This window comes from Streptomyces sp. NPDC054770, assembly GCF_053611985.1.
Genome location: NZ_JBSHBL010000005.1, coordinates 52973 through 75866, shown reverse-complemented (window position 1 = coordinate 75866; position 22894 = coordinate 52973). Strand labels below are relative to the sequence as shown.

At 71.1% G+C, this 22894-nt stretch carries 20 protein-coding genes; 9 read left to right on the top strand and 11 right to left on the bottom strand.

Going from position 1 to position 22894, the window contains the following annotated elements:
- Window positions 1-6: 6 nt before the first annotated feature.
- The 4 genes from ACWGKQ_RS06945 to ACWGKQ_RS06930 form a co-directional block, all read right to left on the bottom strand.
- Window positions 7-858: a 1,4-dihydroxy-6-naphthoate synthase gene (locus tag ACWGKQ_RS06945; RefSeq protein WP_453290826.1), complete on the bottom strand. Its 852-nt coding sequence runs from the start codon at window positions 856-858 to the stop codon at window positions 7-9.
- Window positions 845-1540, bottom strand: a complete 696-nt coding sequence (locus ACWGKQ_RS06940; RefSeq protein WP_453290825.1) for a futalosine hydrolase — start codon at window positions 1538-1540, stop codon at window positions 845-847. Before ACWGKQ_RS06940 ends, ACWGKQ_RS06945 begins: the two co-directional genes overlap by 14 nt.
- A 38-nt stretch (window positions 1541-1578) precedes the next feature.
- Complete coding sequence (locus ACWGKQ_RS06935; protein WP_453290824.1) at window positions 1579-2052, bottom strand: DUF2771 domain-containing protein; 474 nt, start codon at window positions 2050-2052, stop codon at window positions 1579-1581.
- A gap of 62 nt (window positions 2053-2114) precedes the next feature.
- The gene (locus ACWGKQ_RS06930; protein ID WP_453290999.1) at window positions 2115-3458 is read right to left on the bottom strand and encodes an MFS transporter; all 1344 of its coding nucleotides are present in this window, start codon (window positions 3456-3458) and stop codon (window positions 2115-2117) included.
- A 604-nt stretch (window positions 3459-4062) separates the two neighbouring features.
- Between ACWGKQ_RS06930 and ACWGKQ_RS06925 the strand changes: the two genes are divergently transcribed.
- The 4 genes from ACWGKQ_RS06925 to ACWGKQ_RS06910 all read left to right on the top strand — a co-directional run bounded on the left by ACWGKQ_RS06925 (window position 4063) and on the right by ACWGKQ_RS06910 (window position 10695).
- A complete protein-coding gene (locus ACWGKQ_RS06925; RefSeq protein WP_453290823.1) occupies window positions 4063-4989 on the top strand; it encodes a DUF3027 domain-containing protein in 927 nt (308 codons plus the stop codon).
- 535 nt (window positions 4990-5524) lie between these two features.
- Window positions 5525-8644, top strand: coding sequence for a sacsin N-terminal ATP-binding-like domain-containing protein (locus ACWGKQ_RS06920; protein ID WP_453290822.1), 3120 nt, complete (start codon window positions 5525-5527; stop codon window positions 8642-8644).
- Between the two features lie 168 nt (window positions 8645-8812).
- Window positions 8813-9736: a hypothetical protein gene (locus ACWGKQ_RS06915; protein WP_453290821.1), complete on the top strand. Its 924-nt coding sequence runs from the start codon at window positions 8813-8815 to the stop codon at window positions 9734-9736.
- A gap of 173 nt (window positions 9737-9909) precedes the next feature.
- The gene (locus ACWGKQ_RS06910; protein ID WP_453290820.1) at window positions 9910-10695 is read left to right on the top strand and encodes a hypothetical protein; all 786 of its coding nucleotides are present in this window, start codon (window positions 9910-9912) and stop codon (window positions 10693-10695) included.
- Window positions 10696-10836: 141 nt separating this feature from the next.
- On the opposite strand, the gene ACWGKQ_RS06905 is transcribed toward ACWGKQ_RS06910, so the two are convergent.
- A complete protein-coding gene (locus tag ACWGKQ_RS06905) occupies window positions 10837-13236 on the bottom strand; it encodes a cation-translocating P-type ATPase (RefSeq protein ID WP_453290819.1) in 2400 nt (799 codons plus the stop codon).
- 616 nt (window positions 13237-13852) lie between these two features.
- Window positions 13853-14107 (bottom strand): DUF2530 domain-containing protein, encoded by a 255-nt coding sequence (locus ACWGKQ_RS06900; RefSeq protein ID WP_453290818.1) that lies wholly within the window; start codon window positions 14105-14107, stop codon window positions 13853-13855.
- A 112-nt stretch (window positions 14108-14219) separates the two neighbouring features.
- Here ACWGKQ_RS06900 and ACWGKQ_RS06895 point away from each other — a divergent pair, with 112 nt between their 5' ends.
- Complete coding sequence (locus ACWGKQ_RS06895; protein ID WP_453290817.1) at window positions 14220-15671, top strand: NCS2 family permease; 1452 nt, start codon at window positions 14220-14222, stop codon at window positions 15669-15671.
- Window positions 15672-15693: 22 nt separating this feature from the next.
- Here the strand turns inward: ACWGKQ_RS06895 and ACWGKQ_RS06890 are convergent, their stop codons facing one another.
- A complete protein-coding gene (locus ACWGKQ_RS06890) occupies window positions 15694-15888 on the bottom strand; it encodes a ribbon-helix-helix protein, CopG family (protein ID WP_453290816.1) in 195 nt (64 codons plus the stop codon).
- Window positions 15889-16070: 182 nt separating this feature from the next.
- On the opposite strand from ACWGKQ_RS06890, the gene ACWGKQ_RS06885 reads away from it, so the two are divergent.
- Together ACWGKQ_RS06885 and ACWGKQ_RS06880 are read left to right on the top strand one after the other, a co-directional pair.
- Window positions 16071-16508 carry a MarR family winged helix-turn-helix transcriptional regulator gene (locus ACWGKQ_RS06885; protein ID WP_189264283.1) on the top strand — a complete coding sequence of 146 codons (438 nt, stop codon included), beginning with the start codon at window positions 16071-16073 and terminating at the stop codon, window positions 16506-16508.
- A 29-nt stretch (window positions 16509-16537) separates the two neighbouring features.
- The gene (locus ACWGKQ_RS06880) at window positions 16538-17896 is read left to right on the top strand and encodes an MFS transporter (RefSeq protein WP_453290815.1); all 1359 of its coding nucleotides are present in this window, start codon (window positions 16538-16540) and stop codon (window positions 17894-17896) included.
- A gap of 33 nt (window positions 17897-17929) precedes the next feature.
- On the opposite strand, the gene ACWGKQ_RS06875 is transcribed toward ACWGKQ_RS06880, so the two are convergent.
- Window positions 17930-18472, bottom strand: coding sequence for a GNAT family N-acetyltransferase (locus ACWGKQ_RS06875; RefSeq protein WP_453290814.1), 543 nt, complete (start codon window positions 18470-18472; stop codon window positions 17930-17932).
- Between the two features lie 59 nt (window positions 18473-18531).
- Between ACWGKQ_RS06875 and thpR the strand changes: the two genes are divergently transcribed.
- Window positions 18532-19104, top strand: coding sequence for an RNA 2',3'-cyclic phosphodiesterase (thpR, locus tag ACWGKQ_RS06870; protein ID WP_453290813.1), 573 nt, complete (start codon window positions 18532-18534; stop codon window positions 19102-19104).
- A gap of 182 nt (window positions 19105-19286) precedes the next feature.
- On the opposite strand, the gene ACWGKQ_RS06865 is transcribed toward thpR, so the two are convergent.
- The 3 genes from ACWGKQ_RS06865 to ACWGKQ_RS06855 all read right to left on the bottom strand — a co-directional run bounded on the left by ACWGKQ_RS06865 (window position 19287) and on the right by ACWGKQ_RS06855 (window position 21698).
- On the bottom strand, window positions 19287-20279 hold the full coding sequence (locus ACWGKQ_RS06865) for an aldo/keto reductase (RefSeq protein WP_453290812.1): 993 nt from the start codon (window positions 20277-20279) through the stop codon (window positions 19287-19289).
- 59 nt (window positions 20280-20338) lie between these two features.
- Window positions 20339-20926: a Uma2 family endonuclease gene (locus tag ACWGKQ_RS06860; protein ID WP_453290811.1), complete on the bottom strand. Its 588-nt coding sequence runs from the start codon at window positions 20924-20926 to the stop codon at window positions 20339-20341.
- A gap of 88 nt (window positions 20927-21014) precedes the next feature.
- Window positions 21015-21698 (bottom strand): GDSL-type esterase/lipase family protein, encoded by a 684-nt coding sequence (locus ACWGKQ_RS06855; protein WP_453290810.1) that lies wholly within the window; start codon window positions 21696-21698, stop codon window positions 21015-21017.
- A 100-nt stretch (window positions 21699-21798) separates the two neighbouring features.
- Here ACWGKQ_RS06855 and ACWGKQ_RS06850 point away from each other — a divergent pair, with 100 nt between their 5' ends.
- Window positions 21799-22809, top strand: a complete 1011-nt coding sequence (locus ACWGKQ_RS06850; RefSeq protein WP_453290809.1) for a WD40 repeat domain-containing protein — start codon at window positions 21799-21801, stop codon at window positions 22807-22809.
- The last annotated feature ends 85 nt before the right edge of the window (window positions 22810-22894 follow it).

Sequence of the window (22894 nt, the reverse complement as noted above, 5' to 3'; positions counted from 1 at the left end):
GCGTTTTTACGGGAAATCGAGTGCGTGCGGGCCGAGGGGCGGGACGAGTCCCTCGGCCGCCGCGCGGGTGAGCAGTCCGCGGACCGCCGCGTAACCGTCCTCGCCGAGTTCCGAGGTGAACTCGTTGACGTAGAGCCCGATGTGCTGGTCGGCGACGGCCGGGTCCATCTCCTGGGCGTGGGCCATGACATACGGCCGGGAGATCTCGGGATCGTCCCAGGCCGCGTGGACGGAGCTACGGATCGAGTCGGCGAGGCGCGTGAGCGCATCGGCTCCCAGTGAGCGCTTCGCGATGATCGCGCCGAGAGGGATCGGCAGGCCCGTCGTGTCCTCCCAGTGCTCACCCATGTCGGCGAGCTTGTGCAGGCCGTAGTTCTGGTACGTGAAGCGCGCCTCGTGGATCACCAGCCCCGCGTCCACCTTCCCGTCCCGTACGGCCGGCATGATCTCGTGGAACGGCATGACCACGATCTCGCCCACCCCACCGGGAAGGGTGTCCGCGGCCCAGAGGCGGAACAGCAGGTACGCCGTCGACTTCTCGCTCGGTACGGCGACCGTACGGCCGGTGAGGTCCGCCCCGGCCTCCCGGGTCAGCACCAGCGGCCCGCAGCCCCGCCCCAGCGCGCCCCCGCAGGGCAGCAGGGCGTACTCGTCGAGGACGTACGGCAGCACGGCGTACGACACCTTCAGCGCGTCCGACTCGCCGCGCTCGGCCATGCCGTTGGTGATGTCGATGTCGGCGAAGGTCACGTCGAGCGCGGGCGCGCTCGGGATCCGGCCGTGGGCGAGGGCGTCGAAGACGAAGGTGTCGTTCGGGCAGGGCGAGTACGCGATGCGCAACGGGTCAGCGGTGGTCATGTGGGTTCCAACTCTCCAGGACGGGCGCGAGCTTCCCGAAGGCCCCGGTCAGGGCGGCCAGGGCGTCGCCGATGCGCCAGGCGGCACGGTCGCGGGGGCCGACGGGGTTGGAGACCGCGCGGATCTCCAGCACGGGCACGCCGTGTGCGGCGGCCGCCTCGGCGACGCCGAAGCCCTCCATGGCCTCGGCGAGGGCGTGCGGGTGCCGGGCCAGCAGTTCGGCCGCGCGGGTGGCGGTTCCGGTCACCGTGGAGACGGTGAGCACCGCTCCGGGCTGAGCCCCGATGGCCTGGGCTGTCACTCGTACGAGTGAATTTGGTGGACGGTGGCTGACGATTCCGAAGCCCAGTTCGGTGACCGGCAGGAATCCGTCGGCGGTCTCGGCGCCCAGGTCGGCCACGGTGATCTCGTCGGCCACGACCAGCGAGCCGACGGGTGCCATCGGCTGGAAACCGCCGGCGATCCCGGCGGAGACGACCAGCGTGTAGGGGCGGCCTTCGAGGGCGGCGGCGGTGAGGGCGCTCGCGGTGCCGGCGGCCGCCGGGGCCGGTCCGACCCCGGCGGCGAGGAGGTCGTACCCCTCGGCGGTGCGCAGCAGCGTCGCGGCCGGCAGCCGTACCTCTCGGGGGCTCGTGAACGCCCCGGCCACCGCGTCCCGTTCGGCCGGGACCGCGGTGGCCACGAGGACGCGTGCCGCGGACGTGGTCGCTCCGATGGCCGTCAGGCGTCCTTCTTGAGCTTGAAGGACCACAGGCCCAGCACCGACTTGTCGCCCTCCTTGATGGAGACGAGGGTCGAGTTGCCGGAGGCGCCGTACTGGGCGTTGAAGAACACGCTGCCCGGGATGGTGCGGTAGGTCTTGGTGCTGGAGTCGGTGAGCGCCTGACCGTTCATCAGGATCGTCCAGCCGTTGTCCGCGATCTTCGGGTCGACACCGAAGCGGACCGTGTCGTCCGGGTCCACCTTGATGGACTTGATCCCGGTGTCCTTCAGGCACTTCGTGAGGGAGGCCGTGTCCAGGGCCTTGCCGTCGTTGTAACAGGCGGCCTCGGAGTTGACCGAGTTCGTGCCGACGGTGACCGTGGCGATCGGGGTCGGCTTGTCACAGGCAGACAGGACGAGCAGTCCGGCGGAAACGGCGCCGGCGGCGGCGACGACGCGGCGGCGTCGCGAGCGGGAGTGCAGCGTGGTCATGGCCGAAGGCTATCGGGCGCTCCCGGCCGTCTCCCCATGTGGGGTACGGCGTGCCCGGTTCGTTACGCCACTCGCGGTCGGGGGTGGGTGCCGTGCCGGGCGGAGCTGAGCAGACCGCGCAGCGTGGCCAGCCAGCCGGCCGCCACGATCGCGGCGGCCACCACCAGCCCCAGGGTGCCGTTCAGCGGCATCACGATGCCCACCGCGCCCCCGAACACCCAGGCCACCTGGAGCAGCGTCTCCGAGCGCGCGAACGCCGAGGTGCGCACCAGCTCCGGCACGTCCCGCTGGATCAGCGCGTCCAGGGACAGCTTGGCCAGCGCCTGCCCGAAACCGGCCATCGCCGCCAGCACCGCCACCAGGAAGGCGCCGAAGAACAGCGCCGCGACGATCGCCGTGCCCAGCACCAGGGCCACCGCCGCCACGATGATGATCTCCGGCGCCCGGGACCGCAGCCATGACCCCACCGCCGTACCGAGCGCGTTGCCCGCCCCCGCCGCGACGCCCACTATCCCCAGCGACACGGCGGCGCTCTCGCCGGTCAGCGGGTGCTCACGGAGCAGGAACGCCAGGAAGAAGATCAGGAAGCCGGAGAGGCAGCGCAGCGCGGCGTTGGCGCCGAGGGCGTGGGTGACGGCGGGCCCGACCGTCCGCAGCCCCGGCCGCTTCGCCCCTTTCCGCAGCGGGCCGTGCAGATGCTCCTCGTCGGCGGCGAGCAGCGCCACGTCCTCACCCTTGGCCGAGTCGACCTTGGGCGGCAGCGAGAAGGAGAGAAACGTCCCGGCAACGAAGATCACGAAGGCGCCGTAGAGCGGCCACGGGTCGCCGACGGCATGCAGTCCCGCCCCGATCGGGGCGGCGACGCCGGTGGCGAGCAGCCCCGCCAGGGTGACCCGGGAGTTGGCCTTCACCAGCGAGAACCGGGGCGGCAGCAGTCGGGGCACGACGGCGCTGCGCACCACCCCGTACGCCTTCGAGGCGACCAGCACGCCGAGCGCGGCCGGGTACAGCTCCAGGCTGCCGCTGGCCACCGCGCCCGAGATGATCAGTGCGAGCAGCGCCCGGGCGAGCATGGCGCCGGCCATCGCGGCGCGCCGCCCGTGCGGCAGCCGGTCGAGCAGGGGGCCGATGACCGGGGCGAGGACGGTGAAGGGCGCCATCGTGATGGCGAGGTAGAGCGCGACGCGGCCGCGGGCCTCGTCGGTGGGCACGGAGAAGAACACGGTCGAGGCGAGCGCGACGGTGACCATCACGTCCCCCGCGCCGTTGACCGCATGCAGCTCGATCAGTTTCCCCAGCCCGGACTCGCCGGCGCCGTGCGCGTGGGTGGCCTTGCGGATGCCGCGGGCGGTGCCGGTCACCGGGAGGTGCAGGGCACGGCCGACCGAGCGGACGGCACCGCGCATCCGGCCCGCACCGCTACCGACCCCGACGGCGCGCTGGGGTGACCTCGCGGTTGCCACGTGCTTCATAGTGCCCTGAGAGTGCAGTTCCTAGTGCACTTTGTGACCAAGCGAGTCGCAGGGCCGCCGAGGGGGGTTTCGCTCACCGGCGCCGGCCGGGTACCGCCCGCGCCCACCCGTGCCGCCCTGCGGCACGACTGCCCGCGGCTGAAGAGGGACGGCTGGGGAGATACGGCGGGCGAAGCGCCCCGAAAGGGGCGCGGGGAACTGCGCGACCAGCCCCCACCCACCCGCACCCACCCCACAACCCGCCACCACCCCCAAAAAAAGGCAATCTCTCGCCCTCGGACACCCCCCGCCACCGCCCCGAAACCCACCGCCGCCCCACCCCCGCCGGCTCTCCCCGCCCGCGCAGGCACGCCGGACTGTCCCCCACCACCGGCGACGGGGTAGCGTGCCTATCTCAGCCATAGCGCAGAATGGATGGCATAGGTGCGCCCGAGCGCGATCGGACGCGGACGTCGATGCGGCCCACAGGTCCGCTCCGTCCGCCCCACCGCCGGAGGCAACCGCACTCGTGAGACGGCGTAGGAGAGAAGCGATACCTGTGAGCGCAGCGACAACGCGAAGCCGCACCCCCGACCGTCTGTGCGCCGAGGCGGTCGACCTCGCCCGTGCCGCCGCCGAGGAGGCCGCCGCGCCCGGGGTGGTCGGCGAGCACGCCGGAGCCGTCGCCGAGGGCGATCGCGTGGTCACGCACTTCTTCGAGTGCAAGGAACTGGGATACCGCGGCTGGCGCTGGGCGGTGACGGTGGCCCGCGCCTCCCGCGCCAAGATCGTCACCCTGGACGAGGTGGTCCTGCTCCCCGGCCCCGACGCCCTCCTCGCCCCCGAGTGGGTGCCGTGGAGCGAGCGGCTGCGCCCCGGCGACATGGGCCCCGGCGACCTGCTGCCCACCGAGGCCGAGGACCTCCGCCTGGAGCCCGGCTACACCGGCGAGGACGAACCGGAACCGAACTCCCCGATCTCGGAGGAGATGGAGGAGCTCGCGGAGGCGGAGGACGCCGAGGTCACCGCGGGCACCCCCGCGCACCTGCCGACGGTCCCCACCCGCGGCACGATCGCCTCGATCGCCGAGGAACTCGGCATGCGCCGCGCCCGGGTCCTGTCCCGCTACGGCCTGCACATCGCCGCCGACCGCTGGGAGGACGCGTTCGGCGCCAAGACCCCCATGGCCCAGGCGGCCCCCGCGACGTGCGTGAGCTGCGGCTTCCTCACCCCCATCGGCGGCTCCCTCGGCCAGGCCTTCGGCGTCTGCGCCAACGAGTTCTCCCCGGCCGACGGCCGGGTCGTCTCCCTCTCCTACGGCTGCGGCGGCCACTCGGAGGCCGCGGTCATGCCGAAGACCCCCCAGCCGCCCCCGCCGGTCATCGACGAGACGCGAGTCGACCCCTTCCCCCTCCGCCCCGCCTCCGACTCCGGTTCGGTACCGGCGACGGAGGACGAGACCTCCGCGGAACTCGGCCACTCGTAGCCGACCGAACGCCCCGTCAGCCCCCGGCCGCCGGACCGCTCTTGCTCTCGCGGAGCGGCAGGCCGCCCGCTGGGAGGCCGGAAATCCTGCCCGCCGAGGTACGGCAGGGCTGCCGGGCCGGCAATCGGCAAGGGGCGCCCGGCTGGACGCCCGGTTGACCGCTCGGCCGGATGTGCCGCGGTGTGTCGTCGTTCGGCTGCGGCGCCGTTGTGGCTGGTCGCGCAGTTCCCCGCGCCCCTTTCGGGGCGCTTCTGCGAGCCGCGACGCCCTCGTGCCCGCGCGGCGGTAGCCGGACATTCGATGCAGCCCCGCGGCCCTTTCGGGGTGCTTCTGTGAGCTGCGGTGCCCTCGTGCCCGCGCGGCGGTAGCTGCGCGTTCGATGCAGCCCTGCGGCCCTTTCGGGGTGCTTCTGTGAGCTGCGGTGCCCTCGTGCCCGTGCGGGGTCCTTGGTTCTCGGTCGGCCGGGGCAGGAGGGCGGATGGGTGATGCCTCGGCGCGCGGTACCTTCGTCCTCACGTCGATGAGGAGTGTGAACGTGAGCAAGTTCGTGCGGCCCGCCGCCGAGGGCGCCGACCCCTTCGGCACCGCCCGCCTGCGTCGCGGTGTCCTCGACGCCTGGGCCACCAGCCCCGCCCGGTTCCGGGAGGACGCCAACGCCGAGGAGGACCTGGTCCTCGGGGGGTACCGGGACCGGCTCGTCGTGGAGCTCGCGCAGAACGCCGCCGACGCGGCCGCCCGCGCGGGGGTGCCCGGCCGGCTCCGCCTCACCCTCCGCGACGGCGTGCTGTTCGCCGCCAACACCGGCGCCCCGCTGGACGCGGCCGGCGTCGAGTCCCTCGCCACCCTGCGCGCCTCCGCGAAGCGGGGGGACAGCGAGGGGGCCGTCGGGCGGTTCGGTGTCGGGTTCGCCGCGGTGCTGGCCGTGACCGATGAACCCGCGGTCGTCGGGCGGCACGGCGGGGTCCGCTGGGCCCTCGCCGAGGCCCGGGAACTGGCCGAGGAGACCGCCCGGCACAGCCCGGGACTGGGCGACGAGATCCGCCGGCGGGACGGCCATGTCCCCCTGCTCCGGCTCCCGTTCGCCGCCGAGGGCACCGCCCCGGACCCGTACGACACGGTCGTGATCCTGCCGCTGCGGGACACCGCCGCCACCGACCTCGCCGAGCGGCTCCTCGACGCCGTGGACGACGCCCTGCTCCTCGCCCTGCCGGGGCTGGAGGAGGTCGTGGTCGAGACCGCCGACACCGTGCGCACCCTGCGCCGCCGCACCGACGGCGCGCTCACCGTCGTAGAGGATTCGCAGGCCGGCACGACCCGCTGGCGTACCGTCGCCGCGCACGGCTCGCTCACCCCCGACCTGCTCGCCGACCGGCCGGTCGAGGAGCGGCTGCGGCCGCACTGGTCGCTGACCTGGGCGGTGCCCACGGACGGCCAGGGCGCCCCGGACCGGCCGCGCTCCGCCGCCGTCGTGCACGCCCCCACCCCCAGCGACGAACCGCTCGGCGTGCCCGCCCTGCTCATCGCCTCCTTCCCCCTCGACACCACCCGTCGGCACGCCGCACCCGGCCCGCTCACCGACTTCCTGGTGCAGCGCGCGGCCGACGCGTACGCCGAACTCCTCGCCGACTGGCGGCCGGTGGGGGAGGGGATCATCCATCTGGTGCCCGGCCCGCTCGGCAAGGGCGAGCTGGACGGCGCGCTGCGCCAGGCGATCCTGGAGCGGCTGCCGCGCACCGCGTTCCTGCCGCCCGCCGTCGAGCCCGGCGACGACAGCGAGCTCCCGGAGGCGCTGCGGCCGCGCGACGCGGAGATCGTGGAGGGGGCGGGGGCCGACACGGTCCGGGTCCTCGCCGAGGTCCTCCCGACCCTCCTGCCCGCCGGCCTGGAACGCCGCGTCGAGCTGCGGACCTTGTCCGTCGCCCGGCTGCCGCTCGCCGAGGCCGTCGACCGCCTGGCCGGTCTGGAGAAGGACCCGGACTGGTGGTGGCGGCTCTACGACAGCCTCGCCGGCGTCGACCCGGAGCGGCTCTCCGGGCTGCCGGTGCCGCTGGCGGACGGCAGGACCACCATCGGTCCCCGGCAGGTTCTCCTCCCCACCGCGGACGCGACCGCCATCGACCCCGAGGTGCTCACCCGGCTCGGCCTCAAGGTCGCCCACCAGGACGCCGCCCACCCGCTCCTGGAGAAGCTCGGCGCGCTGCCCGCGTCCCCGCGCGCGGTCCTCACCACCCCGCAGGTGCGGGCCGCGGTCGCGGCCTCGCTGGACGACGAGGGGGGCGTGAACTGGGAGGAAGACACCCTGGACGCCGAGGAGTTGGCGGACACGGTGCTGGCGCTGGCGCGGGACGCCGGTCTGGAACCGGGTGACGAGCCCTGGCTGGGCGCGCTCGCCCTGCCCGACGAGGACGGCGAGCTCGCCCCGGCCGGTGAACTGGTCTTCCCCGGCAGCGCCTTCGCCCGGCTCATCAGGGAGGACGAGCTGGCGGCCGTGGACGCCGACCTGGCCGGGAAGTGGGGCGAGGGCCCGCTCGCCGCCTGCGGGGTCCTCGCGAACTTCGCGCTCGTCCGTGCCACCGACGTCGTCCTGGACCCGGACGAACTGGAGCCCCGCGAGGGCGACTTCGCGGAACCCGACGACGCCGGCCTCCTCGACGCCGTCGACGTCTGGTGCGAGGACATCCTGGACCGCTTCCCGGACACCCCGGTGCCTCCGGTCGCCACCGAGCTGATCGCCGTCCGCGACCTCGACCTCGTCGACGAGGACCACTGGCCCGAGGCCCTCGCCCTGCTCGCCCAGCCGCCGCTGCGCGACGCCCTCACCCAGCCGGTCCGCATCCTGCTGCCGGACGGCACCCACGAGGTCGTACGGCCGTACACCGCGTGGTGGCTGCGCGGGCACCCGGTCCTCGACGGCCGCCGCCCCGCCGGGCTGCTGGCGGCCGGCGGCGACCCGCTGCTGCGCGGCCTCTACGAGGAGGCCGACGCGACCGGCTTCGAGGACGAGCAGGTGCTGCGGGCGCTCGGCGTACGGACCTCGGTGGCCGCCCTCCTGGACGAGCCGGGCGGCGCCGCCGAACTCCTCGACCGCCTCGCCGACCCGGACCGCTCCGTCACCGGCGCCCAGCTGCACGCGCTGTACGGCGCGCTGGCGGACCTGGACCCGGAGCAGGTGACGCTCCCCGACGAGCTGCGGGCGGTGATCGACGGCCGGGTGGAGGTCGTGGACGCGGCGGACGCGGTGGTCGTGGACTCGCCGGACCTCCTGCCGTTCACGGCCGGTGTCCCCTTGCTCCCGGTACGGCCGTCCCGGGCCGCCGAGCTGGCCGAACTGTTCCAGGTACGGCGGCTGAGCGAGTCGGTGACGGGGTCGGTCGACTCGGAGGGCACCGAGCACGACGTCCCCGAGCCGGTGCACGTCCTGCTCGGCCCGCGCACTCCGCGGACGTACGTCGAGCACGAGGAACTGGTGGTCGACGGCGTCGAGATCGACTGGCGCCTCACCGGGGACGGCGTCCTGCACGCCGCGACCCTGGAGGGCGTGGCGGCCGGCCTGGCCTGGGCGGCGGGGCAGTGGCCGCGCCGCTTCGAGGTGGCGGCACTGCTGGAGGACCCGTCCCGCACGGAGGAGCTGGCGCGGGACCGCTGGTTCGACTGAGCGGCTGTGCGCAAGGCGAGCCGCCGTGGGCAAGGTGAGCCGTCGTTCGCAAGGCCCTCGACAGTTTCGGCGCACAACTTTCAAATCCCGTACAACCTTTGTTCCCCTGCGGAGATCTGAACGGGGGAGTCATCCAGACTCCCCGATCACTTCCATGCAGGGGAACGCATGCGTATACGCGCCACTGTGGCCGCCGTCTCCGGTGCCCTGGCACTCTCCGCTCTCGCGCTGCCGGCCGCACACGCCGCCGGCGGCTCGACCTTCGGCACCGACGCGACGAAGCTCTTCGCGGCCGCCCACCACACGTCCGGCAAGACCGCGTTGAGCGCCACCTCCGCGGACGACGACGCTCCGTACGCCATGGACGTCACCTTCTCCAACGTCAAGATCGCCAAGGCGGTCACGGTCGGTACGACCGCCCACGTCGCCACGTCGGTCACCTACACGCTCACCCACGGCGCCGATGTCGACATCACCGCCTCGGACTTCTTCTCGGGCGCCTACATCTACAAGGGCTCCTACGACGACGAGGCCAACTTCCTGATCGGCGACGACCCGGCTAAGTGCACGGTCACCTCGGCGACCACCGCCAGCTGCAAGGGGAACATCGACATCTACCCGGGCGAGGGCGAGCTCTTCAACTCCGACGCCGGCCTCTGGCACGCCGGCGCCCTGGCCATCGCGTACAACGGCCAGGACCCGACCAGCGACGACTTCGACATCACCAAGGTCGGGTACGCCGACCAGGGCGCCCTCGGCAGCACCCAGGTCCAGCGCCTGTCGAAGCTGACGGTCAACGCCGCCCCGGAGCCGGTGAAGAAGGGCAAGACCATCACGGTCACCGGCAAGCTGTCCCGGGCCAACTGGGAGGACGGCAAGTACCACGGCTACACCGGCCAGTCCGTGCGGCTGCAGTTCCGCAAGAAGGGCTCCAGCACCTACACCAACGTCAAGGGCATCAAGACGTCCTCGACCGGCACGCTGAAGACGACCACCACGGCGACGGTGGACGGCTACTACCGTTTCTCCTTCGTCGGCACGGCGACGACCCCGGCGGTCAACGCCGCGGGTGACTACGTCGACGTGAAGTAGCAGCACCGGGAGTAATCCCAAGGAGGCGTAATCCGGTCGCAAAAGAATCAAAATCTGACCGGATTACGTCTCACCCGTACAACCTCGCTCACCCCCCGTGGATCTGATCACCCGAGTCAACAGACTCCCAAGATCGCTTGGGCCTCGCGCCCACTGTTCCCACTGGGGAATTCATGCGTATTCGTGCCACTGTGGCCGCCGTCTCCGGCGCCCTGGCCCTCTCCGCGTTCGTCGCTCCGGCCGCCCACGCCGCCGACAGCGCGCCGAACGTCACCTTCTCGAACATGAAGGTCAACAAGGGCAGCAGCATGGTCGTCGGCACGACCAAGGCGTCCTTCTCGGTCACCTACACCGTGACCCACGCGGCGAGCCTGCCCGCGAGTGACTTCGCCACCGGTCCGGTCATCTACCGCGGCAGCTCCGTGACCGCGCCGACCGACCTCTTCGCCACCGATGACCCGGGCACCTGCACCGCCGCCTCCTCGACCGTCCTCAACTGCAAGGCCACCCTCACCTTCACGGTCGGCGGGGACGCGGACCTGGACAACTCCGAGGCGGGCTCCTGGTCGGTCGGCGCCGTCGCCGCCGACGCGGACAGCAACGTGAAGTGGGTCGGCGGCCTGGGTACCACCAAGGTCCTGCGCGCCACGAAGCTGACGGTCAACGCCACCCCCGAGCCGGTCAAGAAGGGCAAGACCGTCACGGTCACCGGCTCCCTGACCCGCGCCAACTGGGACACCCACAAGTACGGCGCCTACGGCAGCCAGTCGGTCAAGCTCCAGTTCCGCAAGAAGAGCTCCAGCACCTACACCACGCTGAAGACCATCAAGTCATCCTCCACGGGTGCCCTGAAGACCACGACCACGGCGTCGGTCGACGGTTACTACCGCTACTCCTTCGCCGGCACCTCGACCAGCCCGGCGGTCAGCGCCACGGGCGACTACGTCGACGTGCAGTAGCCCCACCGGAACCGAACGGCCGCCCCACCGGTGTCCTGCCGGCGGGGCGGCCGTGTCGTTCGTCAGTCCTCGCGGACGCGGGCGCGCAGTCGACATCCTGGCAAGCCCGCCTCCGGCCCACGTCTGCCGGGCCGGAGGAGCTCACACCGGGTACTTCCGCTCCACCCACTTCCAAAGAAGCTCCAGCACCGCCGACCCCACCACCGCGATGCCGACGGCAGTCCACGGCATCACCACCCCCACCAGCTTCAACGCGAAGAAGCTCTGCAGCGCGGGCACGGCGAGCACGAAGACGAAGGCCACGCCCATCGCGGCCACCAGGACGATGCGCCACCAGGTGTACGGGCGGGCGATGATCGCCAGCACCCACAGCGAGATCAGGAACAGGGTCAGGGTCGCGGCACTGGTCTCGGCGTCCAGGGACCCGGTCCCCGTGTAGTAGTGCCGGGCGAGCAGGTACGTCAGGAAAGTCGCCGCACCGGCCACCACACCACCCGGGATCGAGTACCGCATCACCCGGCGGACGAAGTGCGGCTGTGCCCGTTCCTTGTTCGGCGCCAGGGCGAGGAAGAACGCCGGGATGCCGATGGTCAGGGTGGAGAGCAGGGTCAGGTGCCTCGGCAGGAAGGGGTATTCGACCCGCCAGCAGACCACGAGCACCGCGAGCAGCACCGAGTACACCGTCTTGACCAGGAACAGCGTGGCGACCCGGGTGATGTTGCCGATCACCCGCCGCCCCTCGGCCACCACCGAGGGCAGCGTGGCGAAGCTGTTGTTGAGCAGGACGATCTGGGCGACCGCCCGGGTGGCCTCCGAACCCGAGCCCATCGAGACCCCGATGTCGGCGTCCTTGAGCGCGAGCACGTCGTTCACGCCGTCGCCGGTCATCGCCACCGTGTGCCCGCGCGACTGCAACGCCCCCACCATGTCCCGCTTCTGCTGCGGGGTGACCCGCCCGAAGACGGTGCCCGAGTCGAGGGCCTCGGCCATCTCGGCCGGTTCGGCGGGCAGCCGGCGCGCGTCCACCGTCGTACCGCTGAGGCCGAGCTTGGCCGCCACCGCCCCGACCGAGACCGCGTTGTCGCCGGAGATGACCTTCGCGCGGACCTCCTGGTCGGCGAAGTAGCGCAGGGTGTCGGCGGCGTCCGGGCGCAGCCGCTGCTCCAGGACCACCAGCGCGGTGGGGTCGGCGCCCTGTGCCACTTCCGGGTGGTCGAGATCCCGGGCGGCGCGGGCGAGCAGCAGCACCCGCAGGCCCTCCTCGTTGAGCCGTACGGTTTCGGCCAGTGCCGGGTCGTCGGCACCGAGGAGCACGTCCGGCGCCCCCAGCAGCCAGGTGCTCAGCTCCCCGTCGCCCTCGCTGAAGGTCGCCCCGCTGTACTTGCGGGCGGAGGAGAAGGGCAGCGACTCCACGCACCGCCAGTCCTCGCTGTCCGGGTAGGCGTCGATGATCGCCTGGAGGGAGGCGTTGGGGCGCGGGTCGGACTCGCCGAGCGAGCCCAGCACCTTGCGTACGTACGTCTCGTCGACCCCGTCCAGCGACCGCAGCTCGGTGACGTCCATGCCGCCCTCGGTGAGGGTGCCGGTCTTGTCGAGGCAGACGGTGTCGATCCGGGCGAGGCCCTCGATCGCGGGGAGTTCCTGGACCAGGCACTGCTGGCGGCCCAGCCGGATCACGCCGATCGCGAAGGCGACGGAGGTGAGCAGGACCAGACCCTCGGGGACCATCGGGACGATGCCGCCGACGGTGCGGGCCACGGCGTCCTTGAGGCCGTTGTTCTTCACGACCAGCTGGGTGGCGACCAGGCCGATCGCGGCCGGGACCATCATCCAGGTCACGTACTTGAGGATGGTCGAGATACCGCTGCGCAGCTCCGAGTGGACCAGTGTGAAACGGGACGCCTCCTCGGCGAGCTGGGCGGCGTAGGCCTCCCGGCCGACCTTGGTCGCCGCGAACGAGCCACCGCCGGCCACCACGAAACTCCCCGACATCACCTGATCGCCGGGGCGTTTGACGACGGGGTCGGCCTCACCGGTGAGCAGCGACTCGTCGATCTCCAGACCGTCGGCCTCGGCGCACACACCGTCCACGACGATCTTGTCGCCGGGGCCTATCTCGATCAGGTCCCCGAGCACGATCGCGTTCGTGCCCACTTCGACGGCGGCCCCGTCCCGGCGCACGGTGGGGCGCGTCTCGCCGATCACCGCGAGCGAGTCCAGGGTCTGCTTGGCCCGCCACTCCTGCACGATGCCGATGCCGGTGTTGGCGAGGATCACGAAGCCGAAGAGGCTGTCCTGGATCGGCGCCACGAACAGCATGACCAGCCACAGCACACCGATGATCGCGTTGAACCGGGTGAAGACGTTCGCCCGCACGATCTCGCCGATCGAGCGGCTGCTGCGTACCGGTACGTCGTTCACCTGGCCGCGCGCGATCCGCTCCGCGACCTCGGCAGCCGTCAGGCCGGTCGTCCTGATCGGCACCGGCAGCGGTACGGGATGCACGGGGTCGAGCTCGGCGCCCGCGTCTATGTGCTGCATGCCTTCGACGGTACGTGCGGATTTGCCCGCCCACCTGCCGAGTGCCCGGAAGATCCGACCAGGGGAGGACCGAAGTCGTGCGCAGGTTGTAGACGCCTCGCCCACCCACCCACCCGACTCGGCCCTCCAAAAGCGCGAGCCCCCCTCCAGCCCACCCGGCACCCGGGAGCGAAGCCCGGTCTGCGATGTCTTGGGCTTCGCCCCGGCGTTCGAGGAGCGAAGCCTGGTCCGCGATCCCTTGGCCCGTCCGGTGTCCGGGGGGTGGAGGCCGGTTCGCGATCCCTTGGGGTTCGCCTGATGTCCGGGGGGTGGGGGCCGGTTCGCGATCCCTTCGGGGCCGTCCGGTGTTCGGGGGTGGGGGCGGTCTGTGATCCCTTGGGGTTCGCCTGATGTCCGGGGGGGGGGAGGGGGGAGGCCGGTTCGCGATCCCTTCGGGGCCGGCCGGTGGCCGGGAGGGAAGGTTGCTTTGTTGTGCCTTCGGGGCTGTCGGTGTTCGAGGGTGGAGATCGCTCCGCAACCCCCTCCAGCCCGTCCGGCGTTTGAGGACGAGGCCGTTCAGGCCGATATGGCGGTGCGGCAAGGAGGGGTGCGGTCTGTCCGGCCTCGCGGTGGTTCCCTACTCGGTCGTCGCGCGGAACGCCTTGATCGCCGCGTCCCGGCGCTTCACGTAGTACACGCCGATCAGGCCGAGGCCGCCGCCGGCCAGGCAGGTCCAGATCCACCAGGTGTGGCCGTGGTCGGAGTACCAGCCGTAGAAGGGGAGCTGGGCCAGGAAGAGGACGAACCAGATGATCGTGCCGCCGATGATCGTCGGGACGACAGGGCCCTCAAGGGGCTCCGGTGCCTCGTGCTGGGGGGTCCACTTCGCCATGGCGCTTAGCTTACGCACCTACACGGTCTACGCGCGGAGATAGCGATCTGGACATCATACGTTCATACTGAAACCGTTTGTGTTTGACTACTTCTGATCGTAGGAACATCCAATGTCGACCCCGGCTTCCACTCAGGCCCCCGCCCCCGAACAGCCGGGTGCGACCCCCGCGTACGGTGCGCTGGATCGTTACTTCAAGATCTCCGAGCGGGGCAGCACCCTCGCCCGCGAGGTACGCGGCGGCTTCGCCACCTTCTTCGCGATGGCGTACATCATCGTGCTGAACCCGATCATCCTCGGCAGCGCGAAGGACATGTACGGCCACCAGCTCGATCACGGTCAGCTGGTCACCGCCACCGTCATCACGGCGGCCTTCACGACCCTGCTGATGGGCGTCATCGGCAACGTCCCGATCGCCCTCGCCGCCGGCCTCGGCGTGAACTCCGTCGTCGCGCTCCAGCTGGCCCCCCGGATGTCCTGGCCGGACGCCATGGGCATGGTGGTGCTGGCCGGCATCGTCGTGATGCTGCTGGTCGCCAGCGGTCTGCGCGAGCGCGTGATGAACGCCGTCCCCTACAGCCTGCGCAAGGCGATCTCGATCGGTATCGGCCTGTTCATCATGCTGATCGGTCTGGTGGACTCCGGCTTCGTCACCCGCATCCCGGACGCCGCCCAGACCACCGTCCCGCTCCAGCTCGGCACCGACGGTCACCTCAACGGCTGGCCGGTCCTGGTCTTCGTGCTCGGCGTGCTGCTCACCCTCGCGCTGATCGTCCGCAAGGTCTCCGGCGCGATCCTGATCTCGATCGTCGCGATGACCGTGCTCGCGCTGATCATCAATGCCGTCGCCCATGTGGCGGACTGGGGGCTGACCGTCCCGAAGTGGCCCGGCAACCCCGTCGCCACCCCGGACTTCGGCCTGCTCGGCAAGGTCAGCCTGTTCGGCGGCTTCGGCAAGGTCGGCGTGCTGACCGGCATCCTCTTCGTCTTCACGGTCCTGCTGTCCTGCTTCTTCGACGCCATGGGCACGATCATGGGCATCAGCGACGAGGCCAAGCTGACCGACGCCCAGGGCTACATGCCGGGCATCAACAAGGTGCTGTTCATCGACGGTGTCGCGGTCGCCGTCGGCGGTGCCAGCTCCTCCTCCGCCACCACCTGCTTCGTCGAGTCGACGGCCGGCGTCGGCGAGGGGGCGCGCACCGGCTTCGCCAACGTCGTCACCGGCGGGCTGTTCGCCGTGGCGCTGTTCCTCACCCCCGTCGCCACGATGGTCCCCTCCCAGGCGGCCACCCCGGCGCTGCTCGCGGTCGGCTTCCTGATCCTGGCCGGCTCGGTCAAGGAGATCGACTGGGTCGACTACACGCTCGCGATCCCGGCCTTCGTGACCATGGTGATGATGCCGTTCACCTACTCGATCACGAACGGCATCGGCATGGGCTTCATCACCTTCGTGGTGCTCCGCCTGGCCGCCGGCCGGGCCAGGGAGATCCCCGCCGCGATGTACGTGGTCTCGGCGGTGTTCGCCTTCTACTACCTGATGCCGGCCCTGGGTCTGACCTGACCCTCCTGGTCGGGCTCCCTGGTCAGGTGACCTTGACCTGGTCGCCGTAGAACCTCTCCGTCTCCTCGACGGAGGCCGAGAACCGCTCGTCGAAGTCGTCCCGAATGAGCGTCCGGACCACGTAGTCCTGGACGCTCATTCCCCTTTTCGCCGCATGACACCGGAGCCGGTCGAGCAGCTCCTTGTCTATCCGCAGGCTGAGCACAGTGGTCCCCATGGATACGAGGGCGCCACATCCACGCGCCCGATGCGTCACTTTCCGGATCCAGCTCACTCGTACGGGTGACGCGATGTTTTCCGGGGGATGCCCCCAGGCCCCCGGATCCAGTGGCCGAGGTCACGGGCGTATCCGCGCGTCCGAGTGGTCCTTAGGTAGGGTAATGAGTTACTCTAAAGAACATGCCGGACCTTACCCATGGCGACGACGCGGCCGCCGTGAACTCCCTCCGCTCCGCCGTGATGCGACTCTCGCGACGGCTGAAGCACCAGCGGGTCGACGAGTCACTGAGCCCCACCGAGATGTCGGTGCTGGGCACCCTCTCCAACTGCGGCCAGGCCACCCCCGGTGAGCTGGCCCGCAAGGAGCACGTCCAGCCGCCCTCGATGACCCGCATCGTGGCGCTGCTGGAGGCCAAGGGACTGGTCCGGCTGGAGCCGCATCCGGAGGACCGGCGCCAGAAGGTCGTCACCAGGACCGAACAGGCCGAGGCGATGCTCGAGGAGAGCCGCGCCAAGCGCAACGCGTTCCTGGCCGGCCTGGTCGACGGCCTCGACGAGGACGAGTGGGCGAAACTCCGCGCCGCCGCCCCCGTGCTGGAGAAGCTCGCACACCTGTAAGACCCCGAGAGAAGAAGGAGGCGACCCGTTTGAGTACGGGACCCGGAACACCTTCCGCCCCCGCACCGACCGCCCCTACTACCCCCGCAGCCCGCAGGTCCTCGATGTTCAGCTCGCTGAAGGTCAGGAACTACCGGCTGTTCTTCGCCGGCCAGGTCGTCTCGAACATAGGCACCTGGATGCAGCGCATCGCGCAGGACTGGCTGGTCCTCAGCCTCACCGGCTCCGCGACCGCCGTCGGCGTCACCACCGCCCTCCAGTTCCTGCCGATGCTGCTCTTCGGCCTCTACGGCGGGGTCCTGGTCGATCGCCTCAACAAGCGGCGGGCCCTCCTCGTCACCCAGACCTCGATGGCCCTCACCGGCATCGCGCTCGCGCTGCTGACCCTCTCCGGGCATGTCCAGGTATGGCACGTCTACCTGGCCGCCTTCGTCGTCGGCCTCGCCACGGTCGTCGACAACCCGGCCCGCCAGTCCTTCGTCTCCGAGATGGTCGGCCCGGACCAGCTGCAGAACGCGGTCAGCCTGAACTCCGCGAACTTCCAGTCCGCCCGCCTGGTCGGCCCGGCCGTCGCCGGCCTCATGATCACCGGCGTGGGCACCGGCTGGGCGTTCCTCTTCAACGGCCTGTCCTTCGTCGCCCCCCTCGCCGGCCTGCTGCTGATGCGGGCGCGCGAGCTGCACGTCGTGCAGCGGGCGCCGAGAGGAAAGGGCCAGCTGCGGGAGGGCCTGCGCTATGTCGCCGGGCGCCCGGACCTGACCTGGACCATCATCCTGATCGGGTTCATCGGCACCTTCGGCTTCAACTTCCCCGTCTACCTCTCCGCATTCGCGGACGACGTCTTCCACGCGGGCGCCGGCTCCTACAGCCTCTTCAACACCCTGATGGCGGTCGGCTCGCTGGCCGGCGCCCTGCTCGCGGCCAGACGCGGCACGGCCAAGCTGCGGGTGATGCTCGCGGCGGCGGTGGCCTTCGGCGGCCTCGAGCTGGTGGCCGCGGCAGCCCCGTCCCTGTGGCTGTTCTCCCTGCTGATGGTCCCCATCGGCATGTTCGGCATGACGGTCAACGTCACCGCCAACACCACCGTCCAGATGGGCACCGACCCGGCCATGCGGGGCCGGGTGATGTCGCTGTACATGATGGTGTTCATGGGCGGCTCACCCATCGGCGCACCCATCGCCGGCTGGATCACCGACGCGTACGGCGTCCGGGCGGGCCTGGCGGTGGGCGGCGCCATCGCGGCCGCGGCCGCCGTGGTGATCGGCCTGGTCCTGGCCCGGGTCGGCAACCTGCGGCTGTCGGTCGGCTGGCACGGCGGCCACCCGCGGTTGCGGTTCGTGCCGAGAGAGCCGGCGGAGCAGCAGGAGCAGCTCGCACCGGCCGCGTGAGACACGTGTGACGGCGACTGGCCCGGAGGCGGACTACAGCCTCCGGGCCAGTACCTGTCCCGGCCAGCTGTCGTCGCCCTCGACGGCGACGGTGAAGGACTCGGTCGGGGTGAAGCCGTTGCTCTCGTAGAAGGCGACCAGCTTGCGGTCGTCGCCCGCGTAGCAGTCGACCCGCAGCAGCGAGATCCCGGCCCGGCGGGTCTCCGCGGCCGCGTGGGCGAGCAGCGCGGCGCCGGTGCCGGAGCCCTTGAACCGGCGGTCCGAGGCCAGTATGTGGATGTACCGCTCGGGCTCGTCCACGGGCGCGAGGTAGGGACCGGGCGAGTCGGTGAGGGTGAGGGTGGCGGCCGGGACCCCGTCGTACTCGGCGATGTACGGGCTGCCCTCGGTGAAGTACCGGTTGATCATCTCCACGGCCTTCGGATTCTCCGACCAGGGTGTGGTCCCCCACTGCCGGGTCCGGCCCTGGGACACCAGCCACGCCACGGCGCTGTCGAACATGCCGAGGACCACCGGGATGTCGTCGGCGCGGCCGTCCCGGATCCTGATCTTCCCGTTGCTCTCCGTGTTCTCCATGCAGCGATTCACGCCGTCGTACGCCCCGCGCGCAAGCGTTTTTTTGGCAGGGTTGCCCCATGAGACTCTTCGCAGCCGTGCTGCCCCCGCCGGAGGTGGCCGCCGAACTCGGCGCCGAGATCGACAGGTTGAAGCGGCTGCCGGGGTCGGACGCGCTGCGCTGGACCGGCCGGCCCGGCTGGCACTACACGCTCGCGTTCTACGGCGAGGTCGAGGACGACGTCGTACCCGGCCTGTCGGAGCGCCTCGCCCGGGCGGCCCACCGCACCCCGCCGTTCCCGCTGGCCGTCGCCGGCGGCGGGCAGTTCGGGCACGGCAGGGCGCTGTGGGCGGGCGCCCACGGCGACCTGGACACCCTCCGGCTGCTGGCCGACCGCACGGAGGCGGCGGCCCGGAAGGCGGGCGTGGACATGGGGGAGCACCGCCGCTACCGGGCCCACCTGACGGTGGCCCGCAGCCGGGACGCGGTGGAGGTACGGCCCTACCTCGCGCTGCTCACGGAGTTCACCAGCCGGAGCTGGACGGTCGGGGAGCTGGCGCTGGTGCAGAGCAACCTGCCGACGTCGGGGGTGCCGGGGGAGCAGCCGCGGTACGAGGTGGTCGGGCGTTGGGGGCTCGGAGCGGGCGGTTAGGCTCGGTGCCGTGGACCCGAAGACCCGGAACCGGATCATGGCCGGTGCGCTTGTTTTGTTGTTCGTGGTGGTGGCGGTGGCGTCTGCCATGCGGTGAGGGCGGCTGGGGAACTGCGGCCGCCGTTTTCGGCTGCGGGCCGATCGTGGCTGGTCGCGCAGTTCCCCGCGCCCCTTCGGGGCGCTTACCAGGCGAAGGCCTCCGGGGACGGGCCCGGGCCCGGGAAGATCTCGTCCAGGCCCTCCAGGAGCTCCGTGCTCAGTTCCAGCTCTACGGCCCGCAGCGCCGACTCCAGCTGTTCGGCGGTGCGCGGACCCACGATCGGGCCGGTCACTCCCGGACGGGTGAGCAGCCAGGCGAGAGCGGCCTCGCCGGGCTCCACGCCGTGCTTGTCCAGGAGGTCCTCGTAGGCCTGGATCTGGGCGCGGACGGCGGTGTTGGCGAGGGAGTCCGCGGCCCGGCCACTGGCCCGGCGGCCGCCCTCGACCTCCTTCTTGATCACGCCGCCGAGCAGTCCGCCGTGCAGCGGCGACCAGGGGATGACCCCGAGGCCGTAGTCCTGCGCTGCCGGGATGACCTCCATCTCGGCACGGCGCTCGGCGAGGTTGTAGAGGCACTGCTCGCTGACCAGTCCGATGGTCCCGCCGCGCCGGGCGGCGATCTCGTTGGCCTGGGCGATCTTGTATCCGGGGAAGTTCGAGGAACCGACGTAGAGGATCTTGCCCTGCTGCACCAGCACGTCGATCGCCTGCCAGATCTCCTCGAAGGGAGTCCGCCGGTCGATGTGGTGGAACTGGTAGACGTCGATGTAGTCGGTCTGGAGCCGCTTCAGGCTGGCATCGACCGCGCGCCGGATGTTCAGTGCGGAGAGCTTGTCGTGGTTGGGCCAGGCGTCGCCGTCGGCGGCCATGTTGCCGTACACCTTGGTGGCGAGCACGACCTTGTCGCGGTGGACGGGGCTCTTGGCGAACCAATTGCCGATGATCTCCTCGGTCCGCCCCTTGTTCTCACCCCACCCGTACACGTTGGCGGTGTCGAAGTAGTTGATGCCGGCGGCGAGCGCCGCGTCCATGATCGCGTGACTGTCGGCCTCGTCGGTCTGCGGGCCGAAGTTCATGGTGCCGAGGACGAGTCGGCTGACCTTGAGTCCGGTACGTCCGAGCTGCGTGTACTTCATGGTCACCCAGCCAACGGCGTGGAGTGCGCTCTAGGCAAGGGCGGGGGGCCGGCGCGGAGCTAGTCGGTGGGGAACTCGTCGGTCTTCAGGGTGAGACCGACGACGGTCGCCGTGAGGTCCACCTCGTCGCCGAAGCCGACCCTCGTCTCGGTCGCGTAGTCGTCGCCCTTGGGGTTGGTGTAGACGTGGACGCGGCGCTGGTAGGGGTCGGCGATCAGGTAGACGGGGACCTCGGCGACCGCGTACGCGGTCTTCTTGGGGCCGTAGTCATTGGATGCGGTGCTCTTCGAGATGACCTCGGCGACGAACTCCACGTCCTGGTGACGCCATAGCCCCTTCTCGGTCTTCACGGCGTCCTCGGCCATCACGGTCACGTCCGTCGCGAACCCGTTGAGGTGCCCCGGGTAGTCGATGCGTACGTCGGACTTGACCCGCTTCCGGGGGTACTTGGTCCGCAACTGTTCGACGATGTCCAGGATGATCTCCCAGTGGGTGTCCCGCTGTGGCGACATGAAGACGGTCCCCTCGACGATCTCGACCTTGTATCCCTCGGGGGCGGGCATCTTCTCGATCCGCTCGAACATCTCGTCGAGCGTGACCTCGTCGTCGCTCTGGGCCATCGCGATCCTGTCTTCGAGGACGGTCATCCTGGCGCTCCTCCCCGGCCGCCCTCCGCACGAGTGCGGCCGCGCGGTTCAACGATACGCACGGTGACCGGGCAACGGCGGAATTCGGTCAGTCCGTTCCGGCCTCGTACTCCTGGCCGACCCCCCACCCCTGCCACATCGCCTCCGAGAACGCCCCCGCGATCCGGTGCTCACCGCTCGCGTTCGGATGGGTGCCGTCGTAGGTGTCCGTGTGGATGTCGTACGACTCCGGCTGCGAGGCCATGAGGATCGGGGAGCGGGGCTCGTCGAGGTCGGCCGCCGTCTTCGCCAGCAGTTCGTTGAAGCGGGTCACCTGTTCCGCGAACGGCTCGTCCGACGCGGCCCGGATGTTCGGGATCACCGGCAGCAGCACGATGCGGATGCCCGCCCTGGCCGCCCGCGCGTTGGCGACGAAGGCCCGTGCGTTCTCCGCCGTCTGCTCCGCGTTCGTGTAGAAGCCCAGGTCGATCAGGCCGAGGGAGACCAGCAGGACGTCGGCGCGGCAGGAGCGCACCGCCTCCCCGATCAGCGGCGCCATGTGCAGCCAGCCCTCGCCCCAGCCGGCCAGGTGGGCGCGGGGGAAGTCGGGGTCGGCGTAGGCGTACGAGACGGGCGCGTCGGCCAGCTTGTCGTACAGCGTCTCGCGGGGGCCGACCAGCGTGAACGGGCCGCCGTACGTCCCGCACAGGTGCTGCCACATGCGGTACCGCCAGGTGTGTTCGCCCGCGCTGCCGATGGTCATCGAGTCCCCGACGGGCATGAACCTGAGCATCCGCTCATGATGGACGATCAGGGGGTGGGGTGGGGTCGGGTGTGAGGACCGACACGTCCCCTCGCGGTCGGACACAGCGCGGGATGGCAGGCTTGGGCCCATGCGTCCACGATCGCTCGCCCTCCTCGCCGGGATCCTGCTCACGGGGGCGCTGGCCTCCGCACCCGCCTCCGCCGCCGACGGCAGCGGGGGTGGCACCGGTGACAAGGGGTTCACGATCACGGATCCGCGCATCGCCGAGTCCAGCGGTCTCGCCGCCTCCCACCTGCACCCCGGCATCTACTGGACGCACAACGACAGCGGCGACGGCCCGTACATCTACGCCGTCGACAGCGCGACCGGCAAGACCGTCGCGAGGATCACGCTCAGCGGTGTCGGGACACCCCGTGACGTGGAGGCCATCTCCATCGGCCCCGGCAACCAGATCTACGTCGGCGACATCGGCGACAACCTCGACGGCAGCTGGCCGTACGTCTGGATCTACCGGCTGCCCGAGCCGAAGAAGCTGGTCGACCAGACCGTCCGGGCCACGCAGTACGTCGTCAAGTACTCGAACGGCGCGCGGAACGCCGAGTCGCTGATCGTCCATCCCAAGACCGGGCGGGTCTACATCATCGACAAGAAGGAGAACGGCGGGCACCTGTACGAGGGTCCGGCAACCCTTTCCCCGACGGGTACGAACATCTTCAAACCGGTCGCCGCCGTCGACCTCTGGGCCACCGACGCCGCCTTCTCGCCCGACGGCAGACAGCTCGCCGTACGCGGCTACTTCGGCGGTATCTACTACGACTGGAACGGCGGCGACATCAAGCGCGAGGGGCGGCTCGACGTGCCGCTCCAGAAGCAGGGCGAGTCGGTCAGCTACTCCGCCGACGGGACCAGGCTGATGTACGGGAGCGAGGGGGCCGACAGCCCGGTGCAGGCCGAGGACGTGCCAGGGGGGTCGGGCAAGGCGTCGCCGTCGTCGGCCGGCGGGAGTTCCGCCGCGGGCAAGGACGACGGCGGATTCGCGGGCGGCGGGGCCAAGACCGGCGCCATCGTGGCCGGCGTCGCCGTGCTCGCCTTCCTCGGACTGCGGCGGCTGCGGCGCCCGTCCGCACGCCGGCACTGATCCCTCTCCGCCCGTCCCTGTCCGGCACCGCACGTCACCCTTCCGGGTCACCGGCGGGGCGGACCCACGCGGGTCCGGGCAGGCT